This window comes from Haloglomus litoreum (assembly GCF_029338515.1).
Classification (GTDB): domain Archaea; phylum Halobacteriota; class Halobacteria; order Halobacteriales; family Haloarculaceae; genus Haloglomus; species Haloglomus litoreum.
Genome location: NZ_CP119988.1, coordinates 2,124,656 through 2,138,180, shown reverse-complemented (window position 1 = coordinate 2,138,180; position 13,525 = coordinate 2,124,656). Strand labels below are relative to the sequence as shown.

The window sequence follows — 13,525 nt, the reverse complement described above, 5'->3', positions numbered from 1 at the left end:
TGGACCCGTTATCCAGAACGGCTTTGAAACTTGCCATCCGCGGGCGCGTGCGTACGTGGTCGTCGCCAGGTGGCGGCGGCATCTCTCCGGGGTGACCCCCAGGGTTTTATCGCTCCTGACACATCCCGACGCATGGACCGCCGTGCCCTCCTCGCCGGTGGTGCGACCCTGCTCGCCGGCTGTCTCCCACTGCGTGGCGAGCCCGCGCCGCCGCCGCCGAACGCGAACTACCCCCGGATGCTGGCGACCATCGAGTGGCTTCCCGACGAACCGGGGTACCGCGTCCGGATGACCGCCGGCAACCGCTTCACCCCCGACAACACGGGGGCCGTCACGGTCGTCGTCGACGCCCAGGACTACCGCCGGGTCGCGTGGGTCGGGAGTGCAGGGGAGGTCTCGACCCCGGCGCAGTCGTTCCCGCTCGATGTCGGCGACGAACTGGTCGTCCCGTCGGCGGAGCGTGGGACCGTCAGGGTCGTGTGGGAGTCGCCCGAGGGCGACCGGTCCGTCGCGCTCGACACGCTCGACCGGGCGGCCCAGCCGACTGCCACGCCGACCTCTCGGGCGACGAGTGACCCGCAGGACGGAGGCGGCGAGTGATGAGTCGCCGCCTCCGGGCAGTCCTCGCGGTCGCGCTCGTGCTGGTCGCGCTCGGCGGGGTCGCCGCGGGCGTCCGCGTCGCAGATATCGGAACGCCGGCCGCCGAGCCGACGGTCGACACCGACCAGCCGCCGCGCGCGGTCATCCACGACGCCGGCCGCGTGCTCTCGGTGATGGACCATCGGCTCGTCACGCGCGTCTACGTCCGCGACGCCGACACCGACGGCGACCGGTATCACCGCGCGACCTACCGCCACGTCCGGTCGTTCACCGACCGCCAGCACCTCGCCGTCTACCGGACCCACCGCCGCATCCTGGAGACCGACGACCGGTTCGTCCCGACCCAGTTCCACTCGTTCGGCGCGTTCCTCCACACCGGGACGGTCCGCCGGCCCGGGACCAGCGTCGTCTACGCGACCGACGGCGGCATCGTCTCGGAGTTCGGCATCGACGGTGCGAGTACGGACCCGGGAGCCGGGGTCCCGGCGTTCGAGGCCCCACAGCGCGGCGCCAGCTTCGAACTGGCCGACAGCCACGAGGTGTTCGGCGACCCGTTCCTCCCGCACGACGCCCGCTGGCGCGTGGTCGACACGACGGACGAGTCCATCACCTACGGCATCGACGACCCCTACCGGCAGTTCGAGGTCAGGCCGACCTGGGGCGTCGGCGACATCGAGAACGGGAGCCGGATCCGCGTCACGGTCGACGCGGCGACCGGCCGCCTGGAACGCATCGAGGAGCGGCGGGTGCTGGTCTACGAGGACGTCGTCAGGACGGCCGACGGCGAGCGGGCCGTCGACCGTCGGCTCGACTTCCGGGTGGTGACCGAGGTCGACCGGTACGGCACCGTCGATGTCGACAGACCGTCTGGAACGAACCCGACCTGGCAGCAGGTGCTCGCGGACGTCCTCCACTACTGACCGGCCGGGTCCCCCGGGGCGGCCGTCGCGCCGGGAGCCCCGTCACCGCGCTGCTCGCGGAGCGTCTCGAATGCGGCCACGTGGAACCCGAACGCGACGGGCCAGACGAGCGTCGTGACGACCACGTCGGCGACGACGAACACGGCGAGCAGTTCCGGCGCCAGCGAGGGCTCCGGGACCGTGGCGTACGACGGCGCCCCCGAGGGGAGCACCGCCAGCCGCGGCGAGGCGACGAACGCGTCCACCACGCCCCGCGTCTCGGCGGCCATGCCCGAGACGAACAGCGCCACTGCAGGGAGTCCGAGCCGGTACGGGACCAGCGCGAGCGCGACCGCGGCCGTGCGCCCGGGTGCCCCGAGCGCGGTCTCGAAGGCCTCCGGGACGGCCTCGCGCGGCCCCGCCGAGAGCGCGGCGACGTCGACGAACCCGAACAGCAGGCGGGCCGCGACGAGACCCACCAGCGCCACGAGCCCGAGGACGAGGGCCGCGAGGTCGCGCGCGTGCTCCGGCCCCAGCGTCGTCGCACCGCCGCCGGCCAGGTAGTTCACCAGCGAGGCGAGCGTCCCGAGGACCGTCGGCACCGCCAGCACCGCGCCCGCGAGCAGCCCGAGCAGCGCCACGTAACCCAGCCGCGCGACGAGCAGTCCGGGGTAGCCCCGGGCCGCGACCCGGGGGAGTTCCCGGACCGACTCGGGTGGGTCGCCGGCAGCGTACGGCCACAGCGCGGCACCGAACAGCGGAGCCACGACGAGGACGAACCCGGCGTACGCCACGGGGCTGGCGAGGACCCCGTCGAGGACGAACAGGAGCGCGTAGCCACCACCGAGGACCAGGCCGAAGGCGAGGCCGACCAGCCAGACGCCGGGGTGGTCGTCGAGTCGTGACACGAGCAGTCGGTAGGCGGCGCGGAGGGCCATGCGGCGGACCTGGGAACGCGCGGGCGTAAACCTCCCGGCGACCGGTGGTGGGCAGACTCTTTGCGACTGGCCCTGTGACCCTCCCTCGTGCGAACCGCCCTCTCCCTGGTGTACGATCACGGCGAACCACTCCCCGACGGATTCGACGGTGCAGACGTCCGGATGCCACCGGTGCTCGTGCGGCGGCTGCTCAGCGAGTACACGGACCGTGACGACCGGCTCCTCGACCCGTTCGCCGGGTTCGGAACCACGCTGGCCGTCGCGGAGGGGCTCGACCGCAGGGCCTGGGGCGTCGAGTACGATGCCGACCGCGTCGGGTACGCCCGCGACCGCCTCCGCGACCCCGACCGCCTCCACCACGGCACGGCCACCGACATCCCCGCGGACGTCCCGACCCTGGACTGCGTACTGACCTCGCCGCCGTATATGCACGAGTCCGACACCCGTGACCCCCTCCAGAACTACGACGGCGAGAGCGACTACGGGACCTACCTCGAGGAGCTCTCCAGGGTGTTCTCGGACATTGGACACCGCTTCCACCGGGACGGCACGCTCCTGGTCGAGGTCGCGAACCTGAAACACGACGGCCGGACGACCACGTTCGCCTGGGACCTCGCCGGGTCGCTCCGCGAGCTGCCGGGCTTTCGCTTCGCCGGTGAACACGTCGTCTCGTGGGAGAACGGCGACGACGCCGAGGTGGGGGTGTACGGCTACGGCTACGACCACAGCTACGTGCTCGTCTTCGAGCGGGCCTGAGTACGGGCGGCCTACTGGTCCGCCCCGTCGAACACCCGGTCGGCGAACGCGACCAGTTCCTCGTTGAACGCTTTCGCGTGCGTCCAGGTCAGGAGGTGGCCCGCGTCGGCGATCTCCTCGATCGTCGCCGTCCCGTGCTGGAGGGACAGGGCCTCGGCGTTCCGGGCCATCATCTTCCGCTCCAGACTCCCGTAGACGCCGAGCGTCGGGACCGTGACCTCATCGACCGGCCCGCCCGCGAAGCGCCGGAGCCCGCGCTGCACCCGGGTCACCTCCTCGCGCTCGTGGCGCTCGGAGACCGACTCCTGGTACGCCGCCAGCTCCGCGTCCTCGTCCGCCGGGCGTTCCTCGTCATCGTCGTCAGCGAGCAGCCTCCCGATGGCCTCCTGGAGGGCCTCCGCCCGGTCCAGCCCGAACACGCGGTTGACCATGATGACCGCGGGGTGGACTACGTTGCCGAAGAACCAGTTTCCGACCCCCTCGCCGGGCGTGACCTGCGCGTCCGCGAGCACCAGCCCGCGGACCGAGTCGGGATAGCGCGCCGCGAACTCCGGCAGGAACATCCCGCCGAGCGAGTGGCCGACGACGAGCGGCTCGTCGAGTTCGAGCCGCTCGACGAGCCGGTACAGGTCCAGCGCGTACAGCCCCATCTCGTACTGGTGCCAGTCGCCCCCGCCGCCGGTGCGCCCGTGCCCGCGGAGGTCGTACGTGATCACCTCGTACTGCTCGGCGAGTGCCTCGACCTGTGGCTCCCACCAGCGGTGGTCGTAGCCCGCGCCGTGGGCCATCACGACCGGTGGTCCGTCGCCGGTGCGCTCGTAGTGCGTCTCGATGTCGTTGGTCTGGACGGAGGGCATCGTTCAGGGGACAATTCACCTGTCCACCTTACGAGTCACGGTCTGGAATCGCCGACGCAGCCACGCGATTCGCGCCACTCGGTCCCGCACTTGCCCCATATTCTTCAAAATATAGAAGTAAAGAAGCTGCAGTTCTCTTTCGAAATTTAATGCCGATAGTCTCTCCTTTCGTGCCCAATATCCGATGGATCTAGGGACAGGCCGTGCGAGCGAAGCGAGCACGAAGTCTCCGCAGGACTCAGCGGCTTCCCGCGCCGAAGGCGTGGTTTCACCGGCCCGAGCAGGGCGGGACTTCGTCCCGCTTGCAGTCGGACGTAGTCCGACGACGAAGCGAGGGCCGGCCGTTTTTCTGAACGTCTTTTGCACAAGTGGTGCTCGGAGACGGCCGGCCGTCAGGCCGGCCGACGAGAGCACCCGCAGCGGGAAAACGCGCTACTGGTAGTCGACTTCGCCCTCGCCCTCGCCGATCCACGCGCCGCGGTCCGGTTCGCGGGAGGCGAGCGGGTCGATGTCCTTGTACCAGGGGACGTTCTTCAGTTCCTCCATCGAGTAGGCGAGGTCGTCCTTGGTGTCGCCCGTGAACTCGAAGTTCTGCGTGAGCAGGATGGCGTCGACGGGACAGACCTCCTCGCAGAGCCGGCAGTAGATGCACTGCCCGATGTGGAGGTTGTACTGCTCGCCGTTGCGCTGCTCGTCCGTGACGATCTGGATGGTGTCGTTCGGACAGACGTTCTCGCACTGGCGGCACCAGATGCACCGCTCCTGGGAGAACTTGTGGACGCCGCGGAAGCGCGGCGAGACCTCGGGTGTCTCTTCGGGGTACTCGACGGTGAACGTCTCGCCGTCGAGCGCGTGCTTCATCGTCGTGGCCATGGATTTGAGGACGCCGATCATTGTCTTAGACGGTGATTCCCACGATGACGGCCGTGAGGACGAGGTTGGCGAACGACAGCACGAGCATCCCCTTCCAGCCGATCTCGATCAGCTGGTCGATGCGCACCCGGGGCACCGCCGAGCGGGCCCACTGGGTGAACAGGTAGACCGCGACCATCTTGATGACGAACCAGAGCACGCCCGGGAGGACCGGGCCGGCCGGGCCGCCGAGGAAGATGGTGGCGATGATGGCGCCGCCGAGGAAGATGTGGATGAACTCCGAGAGGTAGCAGAGCACGAAGTAGACGGAGGAGTACTCCGTCTGCCACCCGGCGACGATCTCCGTGGGCGCCTCCGGGATGTCGAAGGGGTTGCGACCCACCTCGGCCAGGTTCGCGGCCATGAACAGCACGAACGCGAACGGGTTGACGAAGGCGTACCAGGAGGGGATGTTGATGCCCGCGACGGAGACGAGCGTCGCGGTCTGTGCCTCGACGATGCCGCTCATCTGGAGCGTGCCGGCGAAGATGACGACCGACGCCGCCGTGATGATGAGCGGGATCTCGTAGGCGAGGTTCTGCGCGACCGCACGCAGGCCGCCCAGCAGCGAGTACTTGTTGTTCGAGGAGTAGCCGGCCATCACCAGCCCGACGCTCGCGATGGAGGCCACGGCGAACACGTAGGCGAGGCCGACCTCGGGGTCGGCGATCTGCAGGCCGTTCCCCATCGGGATGACCGCGAAGCCGAGCAGCGCGGAGCCGGCCATGACGATGGGTGCGATGTCCCACGCCGGGCGGTCGACGCCCTCGGGGACGATGAGCTCCTTCGAGAGGAGCCGGACCGCGTCGGCCACGATGATGAGCAGGCCGAACGGGCCGTGCCGGTTGACGGCGATGCGGTCGGTGAACGCGGCCGTGATCTTCCGCTTGCCCCAGATGCCGGACACCGCGACCAGGCCCAGGAGGGCGGCCGCGACGACCGACGAGGCGATGAGCGCCGCGAGGAACTCGAACGCCGGACCGTCGGGCAGGCCCAGCAGGTTCTTGAGCATCGTCGGCAGGGGCGTGCCGCCGCTCTGGAGGACCGGGAAGCTCACCGGTCCACCTCCCCGAGGACGATGTCCAGCGAGCCCAGCGACGCGATGAGGTCGGGGATGTACTCGCCCTGGCTCATCTCGGGCAGGGTCTGCAGGTTCGAGAAGCACGGCGACCGGATCTTGAACCGGCCCGGCTTGCTGGTGCCGTCGCTTCGGATGTAGATGCCGAGTTCACCCTTCGCGGCCTCGACCGAGCGGTAGATCTCGGTATCGGGCTCGGGCTTGAGCGTCCGGGGGACGTTCGACTGGATGGTGCGCTCCTCCTCGGGCCAGTCCTCGAGCAGGTCGACGCACTGCTGGATGATCTTCGCGGACTCCTCGACCTCCTGCATCCGGACGAGGACGCGCGCGTAGTTGTCGCAGCCGTCCTCGGTGACGACGTCCCAGTCCAGCTCGTCGTAGTAGCCGTACGGGTCGTCGCGCCGGAGGTCGTAGTCGACGCCGGAGCCACGGGCGACCGGACCGGTCGCGCCGTAGGACTTCGCGACCTCGGGCTCGAGGACGCCGGTGTCGACACACCGCATCTGGAAGATCTCGTTCGACGTGATGAGGTTGTGGTACTCCTCCAGGCGCTCCGGAAGGTCGTCGAGCAGGTCGCGGGTCTTCTCGAAGAACTCCTCGCGGGGCTCGGGCAGGTCCCACGCGACGCCGCCCAGCCGGAGGTAGTTGAACATGAGCCGCTGGCCCGTGAGGTCCTCCAGCAGGTTCTGCATGTTCTCGCGGTCCTGCATCGCGTACATGAAGATGGCCGTGAAGTCGCCGTAGACGTCCAGCGCGAACGTCGCGACCGCGAGCATGTGGCTCGCGATACGGCACATCTCCGCGGACATGGTCCGGATGACCTGCGCGTACTCCGGGACCTCCAGGTCCGCGAGGTCCTCGGCGGTGCGGGCGTACGCCCACTCGTTGAGGATGCCGGCCGAGATGTAGTCCCAGCGGTCGGGGTACGGCATGATCTGGTGCCGGTAGTTCCCCTGCTGGCAGAGCTGTTCCTCGCAGCGGTGGAGGTAGCCGATGTCGGATTCGACGTCGGCCACCGTCTCCCCGTCCAGCGTCGTCTTCAGGTGCAGGACACCGTGCGTGGCGGGGTGGTGGGGACCGATGTTGAGGAACATCGTGTCCGAGTCCTCGCCGCCGCGGTGGTCGTCCTGCAGCGGGTTGGCGTGCTCGCGGAGCGTGACGACCTGGGGCTGCTCCTGGTTGTAGTCCTTGCGGAGCGGGTGGCCCTGCCAGGTCTCGGGCAGGAGGATGCGCCGCAGGTCCGGGTGGTCGTCGTACTCGATGCCGACGAGGTCGTACGCCTCGCGCTCGTGCCAGTCGGCGGTCCGGTAGGCCTCGTTGCCGGACTGGCTGACGGGGTTGTCCCGCGAGGTGGGCACGACGACGCCGACCTCCTGGGTCGGGTCGTCGTACTTCCGGAGGTGGTAGATGGACTCGTAGCGGTCCTCGTACTCCTGTGCGGTGACACAGGAACAGTGGTCGAAGCCGGCCTCGTCGCGGAGGGTGAGGAGCGCCTCCTCGACCTGGTCCGGCCGGACCACGAACGCCTCGGCGTTGATGTGGGACTCGCGGCCGATGGCCAGGTCGCCCAGCAGTGCCTCCAGCGCGTCGTAGTCGAGGCCGTCGGCGGTCTCGCCGACCGGTGCCGCCTCGGCCTCGGGTCTGGATGGGTCTTCCAGGCTCATGGTATCAGGGCGAGTCCGCCCAGTTGTACCGCATGACGAGGTCGTCCTCGTCGATCTGGTCGGCGAGGTGCTGTACGAGCTCGTCGCCCTCCAGGTCGCCGAACTGCTCCAGTTCGTACGGCTTCACGGTGACGGGCGCGCTCTCGCCGTTGGCGATGCGCTCCTGGAGCTTGGCGACGCCGTAGACCAGCGCCTCCGGGCGGGGCGGGCAGCCGGGGACGTGGATGTCCACCGGGATGACCTCCTCGGCACCCTTGATGACGTTGTAGCCCTCCTGGAAGGGGCCCCCGGAGATGGTACAGGAGCCCATCCCGACGACGAACTTCGGCTCGGGCATCTGGTCGTAGACGCGCTTCATCCGCGGGGCGAACTTCGAGACGATGGTCCCCGGGACGATGATGACGTCGGCCTGTCGGGGGGAGGCACGCGGCACGCCGGCCCCGAAGCGGTCGAGGTCGTGCTTGACCGCGTACGTGTGCATCATCTCGATGCTGCAGCAGGCGATGCCGAACTGCAGCATGAACATCGAGGAGCCCCGAACCCAGTTCATGAACTTGTCGAACTTGGTGAGGATGAACGGGGTGGAGCCGAACGCCTCGCGGAGCTTCGAGTTGAAGCGTGAGTCGACGCCGTCACCCATGCGGGCTTCCTGCGTCGACTCTGTCGGTGTGGTGTTGTCGGAACTCATGATCTAGTCAGCTGATTGTCCGGTTTCGCCCCGTGGGCTCGCAACCCAGCGGACGGCACCGTTGCGCCACGCCCAGGCGAGGCCGACGACCAGGACGCCGATGAAGACCAGCATCGGCAGCAGCGCGCTCGCCAGCCCGAACTGGCTCACGGCGTCCCGGTAGATGACCGTCCACGGGAAGATGAGGACGGTCTCGATGTCGAAGATGACGAACAGCAGCGCGACCATGTAGTACTGGATGTTGAAGCGGATGCGCGTGTTGCCCGTCGGTACCTCGCCGGACTCGTAGACGGCTCGTTTTCCCTGCTCGGGGACACTCGGGCGGAGGAGTGCGGAGACGGCGATCATCGTCAGGGGGATCGCCACCCCCACGACCGCTAGCGCCCCGATAGCGATCCATGGATTGCTCACGACTATCGCTAGCGGCTAAGGAACCCCCGTACATAAGAGTTGATAACGCCGCCTTCGGCGGAATCACGGCCCTCAACCCCCGAATCCGAGTTCGCGAGAGAGCGACCCTCCACCGCCGGGAACGACCGCCTCACTCCCGTTCGGCCCGGAAGCGTGCAGTCCCCGACTCGTGGAGGTCCCGCGAGACCTCGCCGACGCCCTGCTGGAGGTCGTCGTGGTACGCCACGAGACGCTCGCGCAACTCGTCGTGTTCCCGAGCGAGGGTCTGGACCGCCGACAGCCCCGCGTTGAACGACTTGCCCGCGTCGACGGCGACGATGGGCGCTCCCGTCGGCATCCCGAGTACGCTGCTCACGGACTTCTCCTGCACCGGGACCCCGATGACGGGGAGAGGGTAGGCGAGGCTGGCGGTCATGTTCGGCAGGTCGGCGCTCTTGCCGCCGGCCCCGGCGATGATGACATCGAGGCCACGAGCCTCCGCGGTCTCGGCGTAGGCGTACATCAGCTCCGGCGTCCGGTGGGCACTCACCACGTAAGTCTCGAAGGTGTAGCGGGCGGCCGGTGGGTTCTCGATGTCGGTCACCTCCTCGAAGTCGAGTTCGGTCAGCGCCTCGTACGCCCCGTACATCGTGTCCAGGTCGGAATCCGACCCCATCACGATGCCCACCTCGGGCGTCGCCTCGGTCGGACGGTCCCGTTCGGCCTCGGCGTGAAGCTCGTCGACGAGCGACTGGACGGAGTCGGCGGTGTCGGTCATACGCGCCCCAGCGACCGGGTCCCCCCTGTCGTTTGCGGTCCGTCCGCGAGTGACGGGCCCGGTGCGACCCCCCAAGCGACCGCCCGGCGTCCGCGCGCCGGCTGACGGGCGTCGGACGCCGCCCCCGGAGATATACTACTGGCGCGAGTAGCCGATGGCATGGGAACCACCACCGCTGAGGAGGACGAACACGTCGAAAGTGGGGTGGTGGGTGAGGGGACGAGTCACGATCACGGCGATGCGAGCGAGGAGGACGGGCCCGCCCACCCGTGGTTCGCGCGACTGTACGACCCGGTGATGCGAGCGTCCGAGGCGAAGCTGTTCCCGCCCCACCGGGAGTACCTGGCCCGTGACCTCGCCGGGGACGTACTGGACCTCGGTGCCGGGACCGGCGCGATGCTCCCCTACTACGAGGAGGCCATCCGGTCGGGTGCGGCCGAGGTGACGATGCTGGAACCCGACCCGCATATGCGCGAGCAGGCCGTCGCCGCGGCGCGAGAGGACGGCATCGAGGTGACCGTGAGCGACGCGCGGGCGGAATCACTCCCATTCCCGGACGACTCGTTCGACGTTGTCGTCGCGTCGATGGTGTTCTGCACCATCCCGGACCCGGAGGCCGCACTCGACGAGGTGGCACGCGTCCTCAGGCCGGGGGGTGAGTTCCGGTTCCTCGAGCACGTCACCGAGGAGGGATGGCGCCGGCTGGCCCAGCGCGCGCTCGGACCGCTCTGGAGCCGGGTCGCCGGCGGGTGTCGACTCACCCGCCGGACCGGCGAGCTGTTCGACGACCACGAGGCCTTCGTGCTCGCCGAGATGGAGCGTCTGCACCTCGGCGTGTTCCCGGTCCGGCCGTTCGTCAGAGGGACGCTGGAACGCCGGGACTCCATCGCGGAGATGGGCGCGGACCCGTCGGTGCGCGAGCGCGTCCGGGAGGCAGTCGACGCCGCCCGGGACCGCCTCGCCCGACGATGACCCGGCCGGGAACCTGGGGGACGGCTGAACGAACCGTCGAGACGGCTGAACGAACCGTCGAGAAACATTCAGGCGGCTGTCGCTGACACAAGGTTTAATCCCGACGCGTCAGATTGCGGGACGTTACATGGTCATTCCGACGCCAGACAGCGGTGTGCTGAAGCGCATCTACGCGAACCTGGTCGGCTCCGGCGGGCGGTTCTCCCTGGACATTCCGGATCGCATCCTGCAGCGGCTCTACACGTACGGGAGCCTGAAGGATACCGACCGCGGGGCGGAGTTCGAGATCAAGAACCGCTTGCAGGACGCGAAGGTGACGGGCGTCTCGCGGGTCGTGGTCAACCGCCAGCGCATCGCCCTCGAGGACGTCCGCATCGTGACCGCCGACGAGAAGGAGTACACGCTCGACGATGTCGACGAGGACCGGCCCATCAACTTCCCCGTCGGCCGGACGGTCGTCATCGTCGTCGAGGGCGTGGACCTGAGCACGGGCGAGCACGAGATCGAGATCGACTTCACCGCCGACCCGTTCGGCGAACTGACGCTGGAGGTCACCGACACCATCCGCGACGAGGAGATGGTCGGGGGCATCCCGCGCGACGACGAGGACAACTACTCCGAGGAGGCCATCGCCGCACGGCACGAGTACCTCGAGGAGGAGACGGGCGTCGACCTCGAACACGTCCCGGAGAACTCCTTCGATCCGCACGTGACCGAGGGCAACGTCGAGAACTTCATCGGCGTCGCACAGATGCCCCTCGGCGTCGCCGGCCCGGTCCAGGTCAACGGCGAGCACGCCGACGGCGAGTACCCCATCCCGCTCGCGACGACGGAGGGGACGCTCGTCGCCTCCTACTCTCGCGGGATGAAGGCCATCAACCTCTCGGGTGGCGCGAAGACGACGGTCGTGGACGACAACATGAACCGTGCGCCGGTGTTCGTCTTCGAGGACGCCCGCAACGCGCGTGACTTCCGCGACTGGGTCTTCGAGCACATGGACACCATCCGGGAGAAGGCCGAAGCCACCTCCTCGGTCGCCCAGCTCGTCCGCATCGAGGACTACCTGACGAACAACCACGTCCACCTCCGGTTCGACTACACGACCGGCGACGCCGCCGGCCAGAACATGGTCGGGAAGGCGACGTTCGCGGCGTGTAACTGGATCCTCTCGGAGTACTCGGGCTACGTCGAGAACTTCTACCTGGAGGGCAACTTCGCGACGGACAAGAAGGCCTCCAAGATCAACGACCTGCAGACCCGTGGCAAGCGCGTCACCGCCGAGACGACGCTCTCGGAGCAGACGATGCTCCACCACCTCGGCGTCGAGCCCAGCGCCATCCACCACCACGGGCAGGTCGCGACGCTCGGCTCCTTCTTCTCGGGGGCGAACACGAACGGTGCGCACCCGGCCAACGGGCTGGCGTCGCTGTTCATCGCCTGTGGGCAGGACGAGGCCAACGTCGCCGAATCGTCGGCCGCGATGGTGAACACCACCCTCCTGGACGACAACTCGCTCCACGTCTCGGTCACCATCCCGTCGCTCATCGTCGCGACGTACGGCGGCGGGACGGGCCTGCCGACGCAGGAGGAGTGCCTCTCCATGCTGGACTGTAACGGTCCGGGCAACGTCCAGAAGTTCGCCGAGATCGCCGCCGCGACCGTCCTCGCGGGCGAACTGTCGCTGGCCTCGGCCATCTCGGCGTCGGACTGGGTCACGAGCCACGACGAACTCGGTCGGAACCGGTAACGGCGCCGATTTCGCGATAATCGAGGCTTCTCCCGGCCTTTGTCTCTTTTTCGAACCGAAGAGGTCGCATCCAGAGCCTATTCGTCGAATTCGAGAGATACCTCGTCCCAGAACATGTGGCAGGCGTCGGTGACCCAGCCCTCGCCCTTCGTGAACCCGTCCACCTGGATGATCTCCGCGTCGAGGCCATCGCCCAGCGCCGTCCGCCTGGACGCGGTGGTCCCCGATTCGAGGTCCTCGAACGCCACCTCGACCCTGCTACCCTCCCAGTCGAAGGTCACGTCGACCTTCACCCAGCGGTCGTAGCCATCGCCCTCGTAGACCACGTTCCGGCCCATGGCCGCATCGACGACCCACCCCGGGTTGGCGGTGGCCACGCCGAGTTCAGGCGCCCCCTTGCTGTTGCGGACCCGGAGCCCGCCGCCGGTGTTCTCCTCGCGCTCCAGCCAGTAGTACGAGAGCCGCCGTGGGCGCCGGCCGCCGGCGAGCGATGGTGGGCGGGCCCGCGCCAGAACGCCGAACCGGGCCCCGACGTCGTCGCTGTCGGCCGTGATGCCGCCGCTGTACGAGCCCGCGTAGACCTCGTCCTCGCGCTGTCCGAACCTGGCGATGGTCGGCGTCCACGGCGCCAGCGAGCCCTCGAACCCATCGAGCGGCTCGGAAGCGGGCGTCGGCTCGGGGGTCGCCGTCGGGATGCCGTCGAGCGAGAGGATCGGTGCCGGGTCGTCGATGTCGTGGACCAGCCAGTGGTCCTCACCCTGGCGGTTCTCGAACCGGGTGGTGAACGAGGCGCCGTCCTCCACGACCGACCGGTAGGAGAGTGTCGCTCGGACGCTGGCGCTGGTCTCGTCCCGTCTGTCGACCGACAGCACCTCGATACCGGTCACCTCGTAGGCCTCCAGGAGCCTCGGTGTCACCTGCTCGCGGACGGGGGACGCCGGCGTGAGGAAGCCCTCGGCCATACTCATGAGGTTGCGGTTGTACGCCGTGATGAGCCGGAATATCGGTGTCACGATGGCGCGGTCCGACGTGTCGTCGCCCGTCGCCCCGCCGTCACCGGCACCGCCGTCACCGCCGGCATCGAGCTCCTCAGGGACCCGCTCGGTGACCTCGGAGCATCCGGTGAGTGCGGTCGTGGCGGCGGCCCCAAGCAGCGCTCGTCGACTGAAGCTCCCCCCGTGCATACCGACCGCAATCGGACCACCGACCTAAATCGTGGTCTAGCGGCAGAACCCACGAGGGCCGA

Annotated in this window: 14 protein-coding genes; 5 read left to right on the top strand and 9 right to left on the bottom strand. The window is 68.8% G+C overall.

What is annotated here, in order from left to right:
• Window positions 1-132: 132 nt before the first annotated feature.
• Both P2T62_RS10610 and P2T62_RS10605 read left to right on the top strand, forming a co-directional pair.
• Entirely contained in the window at window positions 133-600 is a 468-nt protein-coding gene (locus P2T62_RS10610) for a hypothetical protein (protein ID WP_276261366.1), read from the top strand.
• Window positions 600-1,520 (top strand): hypothetical protein, encoded by a 921-nt coding sequence (locus P2T62_RS10605; protein WP_276261365.1) that lies wholly within the window; start codon window positions 600-602, stop codon window positions 1,518-1,520. Before P2T62_RS10610 ends, P2T62_RS10605 begins: the two co-directional genes overlap by 1 nt.
• On the opposite strand, the gene P2T62_RS10600 is transcribed toward P2T62_RS10605, so the two are convergent.
• Window positions 1,514-2,437 carry a hypothetical protein gene (locus P2T62_RS10600; RefSeq protein WP_276261364.1) on the bottom strand — a complete coding sequence of 308 codons (924 nt, stop codon included), beginning with the start codon at window positions 2,435-2,437 and terminating at the stop codon, window positions 1,514-1,516. The genes P2T62_RS10605 and P2T62_RS10600 overlap by 7 nt on opposite strands.
• Window positions 2,438-2,524: 87 nt before the next feature.
• On the opposite strand from P2T62_RS10600, the gene P2T62_RS10595 reads away from it, so the two are divergent.
• On the top strand, window positions 2,525-3,193 hold the full coding sequence (locus tag P2T62_RS10595; protein ID WP_276261363.1) for a DNA methyltransferase: 669 nt from the start codon (window positions 2,525-2,527) through the stop codon (window positions 3,191-3,193).
• 11 nt (window positions 3,194-3,204) lie between these two features.
• Here the strand turns inward: P2T62_RS10595 and P2T62_RS10590 are convergent, their stop codons facing one another.
• From P2T62_RS10590 to purE, 7 genes are all read right to left on the bottom strand, one after another.
• Window positions 3,205-4,050: an alpha/beta fold hydrolase gene (locus tag P2T62_RS10590; protein WP_276261362.1), complete on the bottom strand. Its 846-nt coding sequence runs from the start codon at window positions 4,048-4,050 to the stop codon at window positions 3,205-3,207.
• A 432-nt stretch (window positions 4,051-4,482) separates the two neighbouring features.
• Window positions 4,483-4,944 carry a NuoI/complex I 23 kDa subunit family protein gene (locus tag P2T62_RS10585; protein WP_276261361.1) on the bottom strand — a complete coding sequence of 154 codons (462 nt, stop codon included), beginning with the start codon at window positions 4,942-4,944 and terminating at the stop codon, window positions 4,483-4,485.
• A 4-nt stretch (window positions 4,945-4,948) separates the two neighbouring features.
• Window positions 4,949-5,974, bottom strand: a complete 1,026-nt coding sequence (locus tag P2T62_RS10580; protein ID WP_276261608.1) for a complex I subunit 1/NuoH family protein — start codon at window positions 5,972-5,974, stop codon at window positions 4,949-4,951.
• Window positions 5,975-6,015: 41 nt separating this feature from the next.
• Window positions 6,016-7,704, bottom strand: a complete 1,689-nt coding sequence (locus P2T62_RS10575) for an NADH-quinone oxidoreductase subunit D (RefSeq protein ID WP_276261360.1) — start codon at window positions 7,702-7,704, stop codon at window positions 6,016-6,018.
• A 4-nt stretch (window positions 7,705-7,708) separates the two neighbouring features.
• On the bottom strand, window positions 7,709-8,392 hold the full coding sequence (locus P2T62_RS10570) for an NADH-quinone oxidoreductase subunit B (RefSeq protein ID WP_276261359.1): 684 nt from the start codon (window positions 8,390-8,392) through the stop codon (window positions 7,709-7,711).
• A 3-nt stretch (window positions 8,393-8,395) separates the two neighbouring features.
• Window positions 8,396-8,803 (bottom strand): NADH-quinone oxidoreductase subunit A, encoded by a 408-nt coding sequence (locus tag P2T62_RS10565; RefSeq protein WP_276261358.1) that lies wholly within the window; start codon window positions 8,801-8,803, stop codon window positions 8,396-8,398.
• Window positions 8,804-8,933: 130 nt separating this feature from the next.
• On the bottom strand, window positions 8,934-9,560 hold the full coding sequence (gene purE / locus P2T62_RS10560) for a 5-(carboxyamino)imidazole ribonucleotide mutase (protein WP_276261357.1): 627 nt from the start codon (window positions 9,558-9,560) through the stop codon (window positions 8,934-8,936).
• 159 nt (window positions 9,561-9,719) lie between these two features.
• On the opposite strand from purE, the gene P2T62_RS10555 reads away from it, so the two are divergent.
• The gene (locus tag P2T62_RS10555; RefSeq protein ID WP_276261356.1) at window positions 9,720-10,532 is read left to right on the top strand and encodes a class I SAM-dependent methyltransferase; all 813 of its coding nucleotides are present in this window, start codon (window positions 9,720-9,722) and stop codon (window positions 10,530-10,532) included.
• A 127-nt stretch (window positions 10,533-10,659) separates the two neighbouring features.
• On the top strand, window positions 10,660-12,279 hold the full coding sequence (locus P2T62_RS10550) for a hydroxymethylglutaryl-CoA reductase (RefSeq protein WP_276261355.1): 1,620 nt from the start codon (window positions 10,660-10,662) through the stop codon (window positions 12,277-12,279).
• 77 nt (window positions 12,280-12,356) lie between these two features.
• On the opposite strand, the gene P2T62_RS10545 is transcribed toward P2T62_RS10550, so the two are convergent.
• Window positions 12,357-13,463, bottom strand: a complete 1,107-nt coding sequence (locus P2T62_RS10545; RefSeq protein ID WP_276261354.1) for a hypothetical protein — start codon at window positions 13,461-13,463, stop codon at window positions 12,357-12,359.
• Window positions 13,464-13,525: the final 62 nt, after the last annotated feature.